12 protein-coding genes and 1 pseudogene are annotated in these 15,639 nt (G+C 39.5%); 7 read left to right on the forward strand and 6 right to left on the reverse strand.

Annotated elements, in window-relative coordinates:
* Positions 1-34: 34 nt before the first annotated feature.
* From fcl to OQ371_RS12005, 6 genes are all read left to right on the forward strand, one after another.
* Complete coding sequence (gene fcl, locus OQ371_RS11980) at positions 35-973, forward strand: GDP-L-fucose synthase (RefSeq protein WP_265991495.1); 939 nt, start codon at positions 35-37, stop codon at positions 971-973.
* A 29-nt stretch (positions 974-1,002) separates the two neighbouring features.
* Entirely contained in the window at positions 1,003-2,115 is a 1,113-nt protein-coding gene (gmd, locus tag OQ371_RS11985; RefSeq protein ID WP_265994005.1) for a GDP-mannose 4,6-dehydratase, read from the forward strand.
* A 41-nt stretch (positions 2,116-2,156) separates the two neighbouring features.
* Positions 2,157-2,948 (forward strand): WecB/TagA/CpsF family glycosyltransferase, encoded by a 792-nt coding sequence (locus OQ371_RS11990; RefSeq protein ID WP_265994006.1) that lies wholly within the window; start codon positions 2,157-2,159, stop codon positions 2,946-2,948.
* A gap of 149 nt (positions 2,949-3,097) precedes the next feature.
* Complete coding sequence (locus OQ371_RS11995) at positions 3,098-4,444, forward strand: capsule assembly Wzi family protein (RefSeq protein ID WP_265994007.1); 1,347 nt, start codon at positions 3,098-3,100, stop codon at positions 4,442-4,444.
* Positions 4,445-4,506: 62 nt separating this feature from the next.
* The gene (locus tag OQ371_RS12000; RefSeq protein ID WP_265994008.1) at positions 4,507-5,487 is read left to right on the forward strand and encodes an NAD-dependent epimerase/dehydratase family protein; all 981 of its coding nucleotides are present in this window, start codon (positions 4,507-4,509) and stop codon (positions 5,485-5,487) included.
* Positions 5,488-5,640: 153 nt separating this feature from the next.
* Complete coding sequence (locus OQ371_RS12005) at positions 5,641-7,407, forward strand: right-handed parallel beta-helix repeat-containing protein (protein WP_265994009.1); 1,767 nt, start codon at positions 5,641-5,643, stop codon at positions 7,405-7,407.
* Positions 7,408-7,663: 256 nt separating this feature from the next.
* Here the strand turns inward: OQ371_RS12005 and OQ371_RS12010 are convergent, their stop codons facing one another.
* Positions 7,664-8,758, reverse strand: a complete 1,095-nt coding sequence (locus OQ371_RS12010; protein ID WP_265994010.1) for an IS110 family transposase — start codon at positions 8,756-8,758, stop codon at positions 7,664-7,666.
* 257 nt (positions 8,759-9,015) lie between these two features.
* Here OQ371_RS12010 and OQ371_RS12015 point away from each other — a divergent pair.
* Positions 9,016-10,127 (forward strand): annotated as a pseudogene (locus tag OQ371_RS12015) (IS3 family transposase); the annotation flags it as partial.
* A gap of 161 nt (positions 10,128-10,288) precedes the next feature.
* On the opposite strand, the gene OQ371_RS12020 reads toward OQ371_RS12015, so the two are convergent.
* From OQ371_RS12020 to OQ371_RS12040, 5 genes are all read right to left on the reverse strand, one after another.
* Positions 10,289-10,858 (reverse strand): serine O-acetyltransferase, encoded by a 570-nt coding sequence (locus OQ371_RS12020; protein WP_265994011.1) that lies wholly within the window; start codon positions 10,856-10,858, stop codon positions 10,289-10,291.
* A gap of 14 nt (positions 10,859-10,872) precedes the next feature.
* A complete protein-coding gene (locus tag OQ371_RS12025; protein ID WP_265994012.1) occupies positions 10,873-11,523 on the reverse strand; it encodes a glycosyltransferase family 4 protein in 651 nt (216 codons plus the stop codon).
* A gap of 425 nt (positions 11,524-11,948) precedes the next feature.
* On the reverse strand, positions 11,949-13,205 hold the full coding sequence (locus tag OQ371_RS12030; RefSeq protein ID WP_265994013.1) for an O-antigen ligase family protein: 1,257 nt from the start codon (positions 13,203-13,205) through the stop codon (positions 11,949-11,951).
* Complete coding sequence (locus OQ371_RS12035) at positions 13,168-14,232, reverse strand: glycosyltransferase (RefSeq protein WP_265994014.1); 1,065 nt, start codon at positions 14,230-14,232, stop codon at positions 13,168-13,170. The genes OQ371_RS12030 and OQ371_RS12035 overlap by 38 nt, the downstream gene beginning before the upstream one ends.
* Complete coding sequence (locus OQ371_RS12040) at positions 14,229-15,584, reverse strand: polysaccharide biosynthesis protein (protein ID WP_265994015.1); 1,356 nt, start codon at positions 15,582-15,584, stop codon at positions 14,229-14,231. The genes OQ371_RS12035 and OQ371_RS12040 overlap by 4 nt, the downstream gene beginning before the upstream one ends.
* Positions 15,585-15,639 lie beyond the last annotated feature (55 nt).

A 15,639-nucleotide genomic window follows, 5' to 3' on the forward strand; every position in this document is an offset into this window, starting at 1 on the left:
ATTCGAAACCGCATTTCATAAACCTCAATCAGGAGTGAATCAAGACGCAAAAATCTACGTAGCGGGTCACCGGGGCATGGTGGGCTCCGCGCTGGTGCGCAACTTGCAACGCCGAGGCTACCAGAACCTGGTCACCCGCACCTCGGCCGAGCTGGACCTGCGCAACCAGGCAGCCGTCGCCGACTTCTTTGCCGACCAACGGCCCGACTACGTGCTGCTGGCAGCGGCCAAAGTGGGCGGCATCTGGGCCAACAACCGCTACCGGGCCGACTTTTTGTATGACAACCTGCTGATTGAGGCTAACATCATCCACAGCGCCTACCAGTTTGGGGTCCAGAAACTGCTGTTTCTGGGCTCCTCCTGCATCTACCCCAAGCTGGCCCCCCAGCCCCTGAAGGAAGACTACCTGCTGAGCGGCTACCTGGAAGCCACCAACGAGCCCTACGCCATCGCCAAGATTGCCGGCATCAAGCTCTGTGAAGCCTACCGCAGCCAGTACGGCTGCAACTTCATCTCGGCCATGCCCACCAACCTCTACGGCCCCAACGACAACTACGATCTGAACGGTTCGCACGTCTTGCCGGCGCTGATCCGCAAGTTTCACGAGGCTAAACTCCACGGCGAGCCGGTGGTGGAAGTGTGGGGCACGGGCTCCCCGCGCCGGGAGTTTCTGCACGCCGATGACCTGGCCGACGCCTGCGTGTTCCTGATGGAAGGCTACAACGAGGAGCTGTTTGTCAACATCGGCACCGGCCAGGATGTGACGATCCGGGAGCTGGCCGAACTGGTCAAACAGACCGTGGGCTTCGAAGGAGAACTGCGCTGGAATCCGGACAAACCCGATGGCACGCCCCGCAAGTTGATGGATGTGTCGCGGCTGCACCACCTGGGCTGGCAGCACCGCATCGACCTGTCAGCAGGCATTGCCGCTACCTACCAGGATTTCCTGGCTAACCAGGAGGTATACGTTTAGGATCTATACAACATGAATTACGATTATCTATGAAAAAAGCATTAATTACGGGCATTACGGGCCAGGATGGCACCTACCTGGCCGAACTCTTACTGGAGAAGGGCTACGAAGTGCACGGCATCAAACGCCGGAGCTCGCTGTTCAACACCCAGCGCATCGACCATCTCTACGAGGATCCCCACGAGCAAAACGTGCGCTTCAAGCTGCACTTCGGCGATTTGTCGGACTCGACTAACATCATCCGCATCATCCAGGAGGTGCAGCCCGATGAGATCTACAACCTGGGGGCCATGTCGCACGTGCGGGTGAGCTTCGACGAGCCCGAATACACGGCCCAGGTCGACGGGATCGGCACGCTGCGCATCCTGGAAGCGGTGCGGCTGCTGGGGCTGAGCCAGAAGACGCGCATCTACCAGGCCTCCACCTCGGAGCTCTACGGTGGGGTGCAGGGCCACGCCCAGTCGGAGCTGACGCCGTTCTACCCGCGTTCGCCTTATGCGGTGGCCAAGCTCTACGGCTACTGGATCACGGTCAACTACCGGGAGGCATACGGCATGTATGCCTGCAACGGGATTCTGTTCAACCACGAGTCGCCCTTGCGGGGGGAGACGTTTGTGACCCGCAAGATCACCCGGGCGGTGGCTCGGATTGGCTTGGGTCTGCAGGAGAAGGTGTTTCTGGGCAACATCGATTCGCTGCGGGACTGGGGCCATGCCAAGGACTATGTGGAAGCGATGTGGCTGATCTTGCAGCAGGAGCGGGCCGAGGACTTTGTGATTGCCACGGGGGTGACGACCACCATCCGGGACTTTGTCAAGATGGCTTTTGCCGAAATTGGCGTGGAGCTGGCCTTCCAGGGGGAGGGTGTCCACGAGAAGGCGTACGTGGTCAGTGCCCGTGATCCGGACTTTCCGGTGGCGGTGGGTCAGGAAGTGCTCAGCATCGACGAGCGGTATTTCCGTCCGACGGAGGTGGACTTGTTGTTGGGGGACCCGACCAAGGCTATGACGCAGTTGCAGTGGCAGCCCAAGTATGATCTGGCGGGTCTGGTCAAGGACATGATGCAGTCGGATGTGGCCTTGTTCCGGCGGGATCAGCTGCTGGCTGAGCAAGGTCACCTGGTGCCCAATTACTTTGAATAACCAACTTAGCTAGGGATTGAACCCAAAAATTTGCTTAAGTTATGTCACTAACCTCGAAAAAAAGGGCGACAGTTATAAGCCTGAATCTTTCTCTAGGTAACTATCAGCAATTTCAGGAAGAAATTATCACAGCGGCAAAGGCAAGACAGGCGGGTTCCGTCTGTTTTGCCAATGTGCATATGACCATCGAGGCAAAGTTCAATTCGGGCATTGCAGAAGCTGTGAATGGAGCCGACTGGGTTCTATGTGATGGAGTACCTCTTCTATGGAGTTTACAATGGCTTTATGGTGTAAAACAGAACCGGGCCACAGGATTGGATATGTTGCCGGATTTGTTGCAAACTGCCGAAAAGACAGGGGTATCTGTTTTCTTTTATGGGTCAACCCCTGAAATTCTGCAGCAAACAACTGACGTATGCCGTGTGAAACATCCAAAGTTAAGCATTGCTGGAACCTTGTCTCCTCCTTTCAGACCGCTTACTCCGGAAGAAGATGAGCAGGTGATTAAACAAATCACCAAATCGGGAGCTGGATTGGTATTTGTATCACTTGGATGCCCCAAGCAAGAAATGTGGATGGCAAAAATGCGGGGTCGGATTCCTGCGGTATTGTTAGGGATTGGCGGAGCTTTACCGGTACTGGCTGGTGATGTAAAACGATCTCCGGAATGGATGCAACGTGCGGGTTTGGAATGGCTGTTTCGGTTCGTCATGGAACCCCGGCGTCTATTCAAACGGTATGCAGTTACCAATAGTTTGTACACGTGGTATCTTGTAAGACAGTTGGTAAGAAGTAATCAAGATCAGAAATATGGTGTCCCTATACAGTTTTAGCTGAAATTGCAGAGGTGACTATGCGGATTTGCTTGTTTGCTTTTTGTGCTGTACTGCTTATTCAGCGCAACCTGTATGCTCAACAGAAGTGGGCACACAAGGCCCGTTTTACCACTGAATTTGGTGCTATAGCCACTTCGACCCAACGAATGCCTTTCTGGTTTAGGGTTAATCAATTTGGAGTCGTACCTTTCAATGCACCAGTTGGAATTATTAGATTGGCAAGTGCAGGGACCATTCATAAGGATACTGTGTGCGAAAGTTGGCTCATTAAATACGGTATCGAATTAGCCGGTAATGTGGGAGCAGTAAACAGAGCTATATTTCCAGAAGCTTTTATAAAAGTTGATAAAGCACATTGGGAATTAGTTGTTGGTCGTAGAAGAAGGATATTTGGTCTGGCTGATAGTACACTTTCAAGTGGATCTTACTCATGGTCGAGTAATGCCTTGCCCATTTCTAAAATCGAATTTGGTACACAAGATTTCGTTCCCATACACTTTACGAAAGGTCTAATTGCCATCAATGCATTCTTTGCACATGGTTGGTTTACCAATACTGATTCAATAAAAAGATCTTTCTTACATCAGAAAGCTTTATACGGGCGAATAGGAAAGCCAAATTGGAAAGTTAAATTTTATGGAGGTATTTTGCACAATGTACAATGGGGAGGAAGGTCTCGATATTTGGGTGCAGGAAGTTCCGTTAATGGCCAGTTGCCATCGTCATTCAGAGACTTCCTTCATGTAATTATATCCAAGCAGCCTAGCCAGACCAGCCAAGTATCCTTCCATGATAGAGTTAATCAGTTCGGGAACCATGTTGGCTCTTTGGATATAGGAGCTGAAATAAAGAGTAAGCCATTGACTGTTTTACTTTATCATCAACATCCTTTTGAAGATAAGTCAGGGATTGCTTTGATGAATTTACCGGATGGTTTATATGGCATCCAGTTTAAACGTAGATCCATTACTTCTAAATATGCCTTCAAAATAAATAAGTTATTAATTGAATATTTGACCACTATGAATCAAAGCGGTCATACAATGGAGACAAAGTATGCACAATACCAGGGTATAGATGATTATTTTAATAATTTTCAATACAAAGATGGATGGACACACTCAGGATCTATCTTAGGGACTCCATTCATTAGCCGCCAGCAGGAAGTGGAATCTATTTGGCAAAATAGGCCAGGTAAGTACAGATTAACTGTTGTTAACAATCGAGTAAAAGTTTTTTACTTAGGTATGGAAGGGGAGTTAGGATCAAATTTAAGCTTCCAAACTCGTTTGTCATTGAGTCAAAATTATGGGACTTACCGAAACCCATTTGGCAGGTCTGTCAATCAGTTTTCAGGGGTAGCTTCATTATTGTGGAATACAAATTGGCTAAGAGGAACAGAGCTAATAAGCTCCGTCTCACTTGATAACGGGAATTTGTATAAAAATTCTTTAGGAGTGTGGATAAGTTTTAAAAAGCACTTGGACCTTTAACAATTTCCATTGTAGCCCCGAAGAGGTTTTATTAGCTTTCGAATATTCAAACTCAACAATTTATGAAACGTTTTATTGTTACAGGTGGAGCTGGGTTTATTGGCTCTCATCTTTGTGAAGCTTTGCTTGCCGAGGCTGGTAATGAAGTAATATGTATCGATAACTTTGATCCATACTATGATAGGAGAATTAAGGAAGGAAATTTGTCGGTTGTCAGAAAAAAAACAAATTTTTCTTTGATAGAGGGTAATATAAATGACCAAGACTTTTTAGATGACCTTTTTAAAAATAATAGGATAGATGTCGTATTTCATCTAGCAGCTAAAGCTGGAGTGAGACCATCAATACAGTGCCCTAATGAATACTATGAAGCAAACATCAATGGCACTCAAAATGTTATCAATGCAATGGTGAAGCATAATGTTAATCGGCTAATATTTGCATCTTCTTCATCAGTATATGGAAGCAATAGTAAAGTTCCTTTTAGCGAATCTGATCCGGTGGAATTGCCTATTTCTCCTTACGCAGCAAGTAAAAGAGCTGGTGAATTAGTATGCTATGTCGCTCACCACCTCTATAACTTAAATGTAGCTTGTATTAGATTCTTCACTGTTTATGGTCCTAGACAACGTCCAGAAATGGCTATTCATAAATTTACGAATATGATAGATAACGGATTGCCAATTCCAGCCTTCGGTGATGGAAGCACAGAACGAGATTATACATATATAGATGATATAATACAGGGGTTGGTTAATGTTTCAAAGAAAGAATTTAAGTACGAGATTTTAAATTTAGGTGAGTCTGAAACTACTAAGCTTAAAGATTTGATTTATTATATTGAAAAGAGCCTTAGAAAAGAGGCTAAAATAAATTGGATGCCTTCTCAGATGGGTGATGTAGACAAAACCTATGCAGATATCTCTAGAGCGGCTGAGTTGTTCGACTATCGTCCTAATACAAAGGTCAAGGATGGGATTAGCAAATTTGTTGAGTGGTATTTAGAGAATAAGAAGAAAAATGTTGCGGAGGCTGTTTTCTAAAATATATACGTAGGTGTAAGGCTTGATGTAAGTATCAAGCCTTACACCTACGTATATATTTTAGAAATTTGAGTAAAGTATGGATGGGTTTCGGACTATAATTTACATGAGACTTTGATGATATAATAGTCGGATAAGAAGTGCAAAATTTTTATGGTAAAATTTTTCGAATTTTTGTTGTTTGTATTAACCATTTTGTTTGATAACTATGATGAAGTAAAGACATTTTACGTCTCAACTAATGGATTAGATTCAAATTCGGGTACTAAAAATAGTCCATTCGCAACTATCAGAAGAGCTCAGAGTGCAGTCAAAAGTTTGAATGGATTTCACAATGTAAAAGTGTATCTGTTAGAAGGTCATTATTTTATTGATTCTACTATAGTTTTTAGACATGATGATGGCGGTAAGGAAGGTAAGATAATAGAGTACATCGCGTTTAATGGCGGAAAAGTTGTAGTCAGTGGAGGCAAACTATTGCCGAAGATTTGGAATAAGCCATTTCCAACTTCTAATCTATGGAAGCTTGATTTATCATATATGGGGCAAACTACTGAATCTATTCGTCAGCTGTTTGCTAACAACAAAAGGTTAAAAAGGGCGGCATCCAAGGATTTATATACGAAGGGCCCTTTAACAAAATTTACTAAGCGTTTTTCACGGTTTGATTTTTCTTCTATTGATAGTATGAGACGTACTGACATAGAAGCATTCTGTGGGTTTGCCTATAAAGGTTCAGATTTAGATAGCTTTTATTTTGATGATGATACTGAAATAATAGTTTACCACAGTTGGGAATGCTCTTGGCATAAAGTCTTGAGATTAGATAACATTAATAAATGTATCTATTTTACATCTCCTTCTAGATATCCAGTAGGCTTTTTTAGTGACAACAACAGATACCGTATTGAGAATAATAGTAAAGTGTTTGATGAGCCAGGTGAATGGTATTACAATAGTAAGAAGAAAGAACTGTGGTATCTTGCTCATGAAGGTGAAAATCCAAATGAGGAAGACTTTTATGTCCCTATATTAAATCAAATAATTAGTATTGCTGGAAATTCGTATAGTAAAAAGTATGTTGAAAACTTAACTTTCAAAGGGATAGAGTTTAAACATTCAAGTTATTCGCTAGGTATAAATGATTTAAATGAGAAAGTAAAGTATAAGTTAGTAAAAGAGAATCCTTGGTTGAAATTTAGTGATGGATATGCTTCTGCACAAACAGCACCTGACTGTGGTCAAGCCATTTCCATATCGTATGCTGAAAATTGTAAATTTGAGGACTGTAAGTTTTCGAATTTAGGTTCTTACGCTGTAAATATTGGTAAAGGTTCTAATGATATTATACTGAGTAAATGTGTAATTCAGGATGTTGGCGGAGGCGGAGTATTAATAGGCTTTAATGAAAAGGATCCTGTTATGAAAAATGTACCTTGGTCTAATTCCCCTTATAAAAATATTATTAAAAATTGTAAAATTTACAATGGTGGTAAAGTACATCCTTCAAGCGTGGCGATCGCTATCATGCAAGCTAATTCAAATTTAGTCACGCACAATACGATATATAATTTTCCATACTCTGGTATTAGTATTGGCTGGACTTGGACTAAATCTGCTAATTTTACAAAAGATAACAAAGTGACCTATAATCAGATTTATAATGTAATGGAAGATTTAGCAGATGGAGGAGGTATATATACGCTAGGTAAACAACCGGGTTGTATAATAAAGGGGAATCATATTCATAATATAGTACGATCCGAGAGTGCCATAGGCGCACTCAATTGTGGAATTTTTTTTGATCAATCATCTTCGATGATGACGGTTGATGATAACAAAATAGATTTGATCAATGGACCGAAGTATCGTTTTAATAAAACAGATAGTTTGAAAATTAATTGGAAGGCAAAGGAATAAGATACTAAAAATTGAGTAGGATGTATTACAACAAGTGTGTCAAGTGCCTTATAAACTCAGTTTCAATCGGTCTCCAAATATAATTGAGAGTTGAGCAAGTGTTTGACGTCCTGACGTCCCCCCGGAAAAGCGTTCCAATATAAAGTAGAGAATCTGGCGATTTTGATAACTTAAACAATCGGAAATCGCTATGAAAAAGACGGCTGGTACTGTCGTCAAAAGCAAGTTTTGAAGTAGGATTTTTCATATCTTTGGTCTACAAGTAGGACAACTCGGCTTGCGTCAGTTGATCCTGTGTAGTCCCGCTGGTCGGGACTATTTTTTTGTCTCCGCCAGCTCGGTTCAATAAATATAAAGGGTCGTAATCGCCCCCGTGACGCCACAAGGCATAGGCCATCAGCAGCAAGCGCTTCTGAACAGCCACGTAAGCTTTCATCTTGATGCCTGTTCGCTCATAAACGCATTCGTAGAGAGCTTTGCAGGTCGGTTCGTTGAAGCGAACCGCATTGAAAGCAGGCAGATGCAGGATGCGACGAAGTCGACTGTTACCTTTCTTGGAAATGCGTGTTTTACCCGAATGGTTGCCCGATTGGTTCTCTCCTACATCGTAACCCGCATAACTGACCAAGTGCCGCTGGTTGGTGAAACCTTCGAAGCCGTTGGTTTCAGCCACTAGCACGGACACCGATAACAGGGCAAGGCCTTTGATCCGAACAAGCTGCTCAATGCGGGGCTTGAGCACCGAATCTTCAGCAATAAGTTGAGCAATAGCGGCTTCCAGGGCAGTTAACTGCTGGTCATAGACCTTGACCAGGTTGATAAGCTGCTTGGCGATAAAGCCATTATCGAAGGCGCTATATTCCAGGGAATGCTGCTGATTAGTGGACTGAGTCCGCAGTTCCTGTAAGCGCTGGTGTTGGCGAGTCAGTAAGCGAAGGGCATAAAGGTTTTTGGAGAGGGGTTTCCAGATAGGAAGCTGCTGCTCCAGGCCCATCCGAGAAAGCCCTTGAGCGTCGATTTTGTCATTCTTCGACTTATAGCCCAGGCTCTTAAGATAGTATTTAGCCTTATTGGGCAGTAAAATACTTACTGATTGATCATGCTGGTGGAGATACCAGGCGACGGCTTCGTGGTAAACGCCGGTCGATTCCATCAGGTAGGTCAAGGGCAAGTTGAACTTGCAATGGCGACTCACCCAAGTTAATAGGCTAGCAAAGCCGATGGGCTTGTTGGCCACTTTGGTGGTAGCCTTGACGCTTACACGTCCGGTCTGATCAATAATCGACAAGCAGACTTGGAGCTTATCTTTGCTGATGTCCAAACCTACACAATAGCGCAGAAAAGAACTCATAAACAAAGGGGATAAAAAGTGAATAATGATCAACTGACGACTTTCCTGGCTCTGGCACATCGATGGCAGATAACGGTTTGTAACCGCGTCTATGGGTACTGTCGGAGCTTTTGGAAAGTGCCCAGGGAGCCAGCGCAAGCAGCCTGTTCAAGATCACTCAAGGGTGTCTCAGCGGCCGACGCGAGATACTAGCAACCCGAGTCAGTTCTTATTCGAAAATTGCACTTTTTCGAACACAATCAACCTAAGATAAAGATATGAGCGGCCGACTGTCCAAGTTCACCGAAGCCCAAATTGTCTTTGCGCTTCGCCAAGCTGAGACTGGCACAGCCGTCGCCGAAGTGTGCCGTAAGATGGGCATCAGTGAAGCCACTTTTTATACTGGAAGAAAAAAATATGGTGGTTTAGAAGTGCCTGAACTGCGCCGACTTCGTCAGCTTGAAGAGGAGAATCAGCAGCTAAAGCAGTTGGTTGCAGACCTGAGCCTAGACAAGCAAATGCTTCAGGATGTGCTCAAAAAAAAGCTCCAAGGCCACGGGGCCGCCCGGCGGTCCAGCAAAGAAAACTGGCCACAAGTTTAATAGAGAACTATCGGGTCTCGGTTCGTCGTGCATGCTCTGTTATTCAGTTCCGTCGATCCTCTTTACACTATAAGTCTCGTCGTCGAGATGACTCCGTGATTCGAAAACGAATCAAAGAAATTGCCCAGGTACAAGTTCGGTACGGTTATCAGCGGATTTATGTGCTGCTGCGCCGAGAAGGTTGGCGGGATAACCACAAAAGGGTATATAGAGTATACTGTGAGGAAGGATTGCATCTCAGAAGCAAGCGTCCTCGTCGTAACCGAGCGGCTGCACACCGTTTGGAACGCCCTCAACTCTCCAGTATCCATCAATGCTGGAGCATGAATTTCGTCGCCGATCAGCTCTTTGACGGCCGCAAAATTCGGTCTTTAACTGTAGTGGATAACTATAGTCGTCAGTGCTTGGCGATTCATGTTGGTCAGTCTTTAAGATCCGAGGATGTGGTAGCTGTGATGAGTCAGTTGCAATCGTTATATTTAACTGTTCCTGAACGCATTCAACGGGGCCGCCCGGCGGTCGACAATGGCAGCGAATTTATTTTCAAAGCCTTAGACAAATGGGCGTATGACAACAAAGTGACGTTAGACTTTTCGCGTCCTGGCAAACCGACTGACAACCCCTTTATTAAATCTTTCAATGGTAGTTTCAGGGATGAATGTTTGAACGCGCACTGGTTCTTATCATTGGAAGATGCCCGCCAAAAAATTGAATACTGGCGGCAAGAATATAATAGTTTTCGACCTCACAGCTCGCTCGGTGGATTAACCCCGGATGAGGTTGGAAAGGAGAAGGAAAACAAACAAATGAACGTCCGATCCTCAATCTTTGAGCGGTACGCTTTTCGGGAGGACCTCAGAGTGGTACGCTTTAGGGGAGAACCCCAAAGTGGATCTTTACGAAACTAATTAAGGATGTGTACTAGGTTGGAACTACGAAGTTCGAAACTCTACCGAGGAACAAATGCAGAAATAACTATATTTTCAATATAACCTTTAGTTGCATTTTCATTGCTAATAATATTGCCTGGATTTCCTATAACAATACTATTGGAGGGAACATCAAAATTTACATAAGAATTTCCTGCAATTAGTACGTTATCACCTATTGTAATATTACCAATAATAAGTGCGTTTGGGCCTATGTATACACAATTGCCGATTGTTGGAGCACCTTTTAACTTTCCTCTTTTTGCATTACCAATGGTGACTCCTTGTAGTATATTACAGTTATTACCAATTTTTGCTTTTGAATTTACTACAATGCCACCGAAATGTGGTAACATCAAACCCCCTCCTACTTTTACCGAGAGAGGAAGCTGAATTCCATATCTAAAAAAATATCTTCTATAAAAAATTTTTAATATTATCCTATATATAGACCTCTTTGTGGTCAATTGGCTTAATCGGAAGAAAAATGTAAATCTAAAGCCCGGTGATTTCCAAAAAGTAGAAATTAAAGTTTTTAGATCTTCCTTACCAGTATACCGATATAAATCATTCCTAATACTTTTATGCATAACTTGTATTATTACTATTTTAACGAATTGAAAAAGGCTAAAAAGTTATTGTCAAATTGTTCTATCGTGTATTTAGCTTGGTATTCGGCCCTAGCATTACTTGACATACTTTCATACAAATTGAAATCTGAAGAAATCTGAAGTAAAGATTTAACCATCCCATCTATGTCATGAATATCATGTAGAAATCCAGTATGACCGTTAATAACTTGATCTTTTACCCCCCTCCAGTTCGTTGAGATGACTGGAAGACCATAAGAAAATGCCTCAATGATAACAGTCGGAAAATTTTCCGATTCATAAAATGTCGGAAATAAAAGTAAATCTGAATCTTTAAATGCGGATACTTTTTCAGGACCCGACTTCACTCCCTCATAATTAATTATTCCTGCCTCAACCGCTGAGTTAATATAGCTTCTTTCTTTTTCAGAGTGGATATCACCAATTACAGTTCCAATAATATTTGAGTTTACTTCACGCGATCTCCTTAGTACATTAATATAAGTAATTATCCCCTTACTCTCTTTGCATAAGCCAACAAACAAAACATTGAATTTTTCCTTCTTCTTTTTTGATTGAAAGACACCACCTTTTACTCCATTAGGTATGATTATGATATTTTCAGATTTCAAGAAGGTGGGATCTTTCGTTCCTTCTAAACTCATACATAAAGAGTAATTAGCATTAAAATAAGTGAATCTATAAATCCTCTTATTAAGAGAACTTAGATCAGGATATAGATCACTTAAACCACCTGCATGAAATCTAAAAATTATTTTTTTGTTCAATAAACGAATTGGAAACAATAAAATAAAGTCCCTATACATGGGAACTTTGAAAGGACCTGCAGGAGGGTAATATATATAATCTGGCCTATAAATTATAAGACACTTCAAGATCTTGAACAAGATTTTGAGTAAACGAAAAACTTTCTTTAAAGAAAATTTACTATAGTCGCTAGACTTTTCTGTGAAGTCTAGACGTATGAATTCATGATCAAGGTTGTTCTTGGAGAGTACATTTAGTATTTTTTTGATTTGTAAGTTCTGTCCAGTAATTGGGGGAGGGTATTGTCCGATAATTAAAAGTCTCATATAGCGTTAATTGTATTCTCAAGATTTAAAGTGTTCCCTGGCTGAATTTTATAAATTTGATTATTATAGTTCATCAACCAGCATAAAATGAGCAAGTTTATTGAATTATGTTGGAGCAAGCTTATTTCTGTCAAGCATAGTATAAATGTAGATATAAAAGTTAGTATACCAAAAGCTCTTATATTCTTGTCATCAGTTTTTAATATATTCATAAATATATATATCAATAACACTAAACTTAAAACCAATAGGGTCAAGCCACCTGAAAGTAATATATCTAAAAAAGCATTGTGAGCTTTGCCTGTTACCCAATCCATATCAGAAAAGACGTTCATCTTTGCAGAGCTCTTCCAAAATCCCCAATATCCCCAGCCAAAAAAAGGTTTCTGGTAAATGGCGTCAGATAGATTCTCCCAAAGCTTTACTCGGCCAGTTAAATCTTCTGATTTACCAAGCATTTTGAAGAAAATATCATAGTAATTATTGTATAGCAATATGGAAAAAGTAAAAAGCATAATAAGAAGTATTGTCAATTTCTTAGTACCTATCTTTTTTATGAATAAACTGAGCGAAAATATAACTGTACTCGTTATTAATGATGCAGAAGAGCCAGATAAATAAATTAGAGAAAGTGTTATCACAACAAAGATACAATTTTTTACGCTTTTTAAATTACATAAAAAGACAGGAAGTATAGTCGTCAGGATGGTTCCTAAGACATTTTTATGTAAAAACACTCCTCTAGCCAACCCATGATGGAAGCCTGTCATTCTGCCTAGACTAGGTACAAAAAAATAGAATAAGTATGAAGCTAATAGTACGAATATTACATAATACTTTAATATTTTTATTAAATCTACATTCTTATTTTTAGAAATATTGTAACAAAAATATACAAAAAAGACAAATTGTATTGCACTAGTAAGCGTTTCAAGCTTTGCTTCTGACCAAATAAATGAGAAGCAGTAAAATATAGAGATTAAGAAGAAAAGCCTATTGCCTAGTGAAAGATTACTAATCGATAATGAGGGTTTTTTATTTATTGTGATGAATATTAGTAAAATTATGTACTTTAATATTTTAAAGAAGAAGGAGTTTTCTACTTCATCTTGTTCGTAATTGAATAAAACTGGGGCAAAGAAGGCATTGGTTATCAGCAGCAGATAGCTAATAATAAGAATATCATTTAGTATTGTCCGAAACGGATTAGGTCCTCTATATTGCAAGACTTCTGTATAAGGTGTATATTTCATCTCTGGTTATTTTTAAAGGCTTCCGATCTTTCGATATATAGATCTGATTATCTAAATAAGATTCAATTATTTTAATAATTGAAGTAGTATCAATGGGATCTACATAGTGAACGTTATTACTGTCTTTCAATATTAATTCTGAAAAACCAGAATTGATGTCGCTCAATATCATCGGAATACCAGAATTATAAACTTCTAATACACTGTTTCCTAAACCCTCCCAGAATGGAATGTGTATGAATAAATTCATATATTTGATGTATGAATAGTAGGATAAGACGAAGCCATGCAATACTATTTTACTTTTTGCGTCATACTTTTCAATCAGTTTTTCCAAGTCAGATGTATCGCCTTCTCCGAAAAAGTGAAAGGTGATATTTCTTTTTTTCTTTAAATACACTTCGACAATGTTACAGATCGTTTTTATATTCTTTTGGTAAGTTAACCTTGATACAAATCCAATATGGAAAGATGTAGAATCTAGTTTGTACTCTGAATTTAAAATATCCTTAATGATGATTGGATTGTATATTACATGGACTTTCGTTTCGTCGCAATTGGTATGCTTAACAAGATCTAGTTTTACTGATTTTGAAATTGCAATGCATTTGTAACACCAATTGTACAAGTATCTAGATAAAGAGTTAGCTATTTTTATGAAAAATCTTTTTTCTTTTCGCTTTTGTTCGTTTATAGTGTTCGCTTCTCTAATTATGATTTTTGTGCCGGTTATTTTTCCTACTATTAAAGATAAAACATTTATATTAACAAGAGTGGTATATAAGTAGTCAATATCATTTAATATTAACTGTCTAGCTAATGAAAAACCAGAGTATAGCGTTTTGCTTTTATCTAAGTATATAACTTTGACATTCTTGTCAATTAAAGCTTGGTATGGGCCTACGCGTCTTACAAGTATCAAGAATACATTGTCAGTTGTATGTCTAGCTAAGTAGTTTGCGTATTCAACCATTATTTTTTCTGCACCTCCACTTTTTAAGTCCTGCAAGAATATGCCAATATTCATTTTTTAGTAATTAATATTAAGACGATAAGAGTAAAAATATATAACAGTAAGCTGTTGCCAAAATATAACATATTGGTGATAATACATAGGCATAGTAAAAAATATTTATAATTTAAAAGCCATCTATTGTATTTAATTTTAAAAAGAATAAAAGCTGATAAGAAGTAAATCGTGTTACTTAATATAAAGGAATATGTTGCTCCATAAATTTTATATTTATCAATTAGTATAGGTAAGGTAAAATATGAGATCAATAGATATAAAGTGGTTGCAATAACATTTATGGATTTATTTGTAAATATTAGTAAGTATTGATCGATGTAATAATACTTTAATCCTTTCATAAAAGAACCTGCCAAGATTAATAGGAACAAATTATTTATATACGTAAGATAGCTGTTATAAAATATTTTTCCTCCAATAAAAGGCATCAATGTGTTGTACACTATTAGAATTGTCAAAATAATTACTAATTGAAAACTTAAATTTAATTTGCTTTGCTTTTCAAATTGCTCATCATTCTTTTCTTCGTAATGTTTTATCAATCTGGGATAACCGCTCAAGTTGATTGCCATCATGGCAGCTAGAACTGTATTTTCACATATATCACTTACATAAGCGAATCCGCCTAGATTCTCTGCTCCTAATTTTATGTTTATTAAATTTCTATAATAGTTGTAGAGTAAAGCGTTAGAGACTGGTGTAAAAACGAACACATAACCGTAAAGGTAAATTCTCTTTATTTTTTCAAAATCAAATTTTATGTTGAAAGAGAACTTATTAAAATTTATAGTATACAAAGCAAGCAAAGGTGTGATATATGTAAAAACTAGCTGAAAGTTACCAGCGATATTCAAAGATCTTATAGCCCAAATTAATAAAATATATAAAGTTGACTTAGATATATTAAGTATTAGATACTTCAAAGCCTTAAATTCGGCTCTTTGTTTTTCTTGGTACAGTTCAAATTTTATCTGAAGGATGGCTAAAATGGCGCTTATAATATAACTTATATCTATTTTTATAAAGATGAGGCTTATTGATAGTAAAATTATTGATATAAGATTTACTAGTGAGTCAATTTCTTTAAATTGAATATGGAATATTTTATTTTTGTTAAACCTTACGTAGTAAAGTTTAATACAATAAAAGAATGTAATTGTTAATATGTTAGCATTAGCAACGATTAGAGAGAATGAGCCGTATTCAACATCTGAGTAATAATAACTTATTAATGATAAAGCCAGTAAGCTAAGTATTCCTGAAAATACTTTTGATAATAAATATATTATGTTCTCTTTAAGAACATATTTTGTACTTTCATTTTTAAAGGTTGCTGTAACCATTTGCATCTGTCAATCTGAAGTTATTGTTTATGGATTGTATCAAACACAAGTCCAATGTATT

This window comes from Larkinella insperata (assembly GCF_026248825.1).
GTDB classification, from domain to species: Bacteria; Bacteroidota; Bacteroidia; order Cytophagales; family Spirosomataceae; genus Larkinella; species Larkinella insperata.

Coding starts and splice junctions, on each gene's coding strand:
- gmd (WP_265994005.1), top strand. CDS start 1,003: ATGAAAAAAGCATTAATTACGGGCATTACGGGCCAGGATGGCACCTAC.
- OQ371_RS11990 (WP_265994006.1), top strand. CDS start 2,157: ATGTCACTAACCTCGAAAAAAAGGGCGACAGTTATAAGCCTGAATCTT.
- OQ371_RS11995 (WP_265994007.1), top strand. CDS start 3,098: ATGCCTTTCTGGTTTAGGGTTAATCAATTTGGAGTCGTACCTTTCAAT.
- OQ371_RS12000 (WP_265994008.1), top strand. CDS start 4,507: ATGAAACGTTTTATTGTTACAGGTGGAGCTGGGTTTATTGGCTCTCAT.
- OQ371_RS12005 (WP_265994009.1), top strand. CDS start 5,641: ATGGTAAAATTTTTCGAATTTTTGTTGTTTGTATTAACCATTTTGTTT.
- OQ371_RS12010 (WP_265994010.1), bottom strand. CDS start 8,758: ATGAGTTCTTTTCTGCGCTATTGTGTAGGTTTGGACATCAGCAAAGAT.
- OQ371_RS12020 (WP_265994011.1), bottom strand. CDS start 10,858: ATGCATAAAAGTATTAGGAATGATTTATATCGGTATACTGGTAAGGAA.
- OQ371_RS12025 (WP_265994012.1), bottom strand. CDS start 11,523: ATGAGTTTAGAAGGAACGAAAGATCCCACCTTCTTGAAATCTGAAAAT.
- OQ371_RS12030 (WP_265994013.1), bottom strand. CDS start 13,205: ATGAAATATACACCTTATACAGAAGTCTTGCAATATAGAGGACCTAAT.
- OQ371_RS12035 (WP_265994014.1), bottom strand. CDS start 14,232: ATGAATATTGGCATATTCTTGCAGGACTTAAAAAGTGGAGGTGCAGAA.
- OQ371_RS12040 (WP_265994015.1), bottom strand. CDS start 15,584: ATGCAAATGGTTACAGCAACCTTTAAAAATGAAAGTACAAAATATGTT.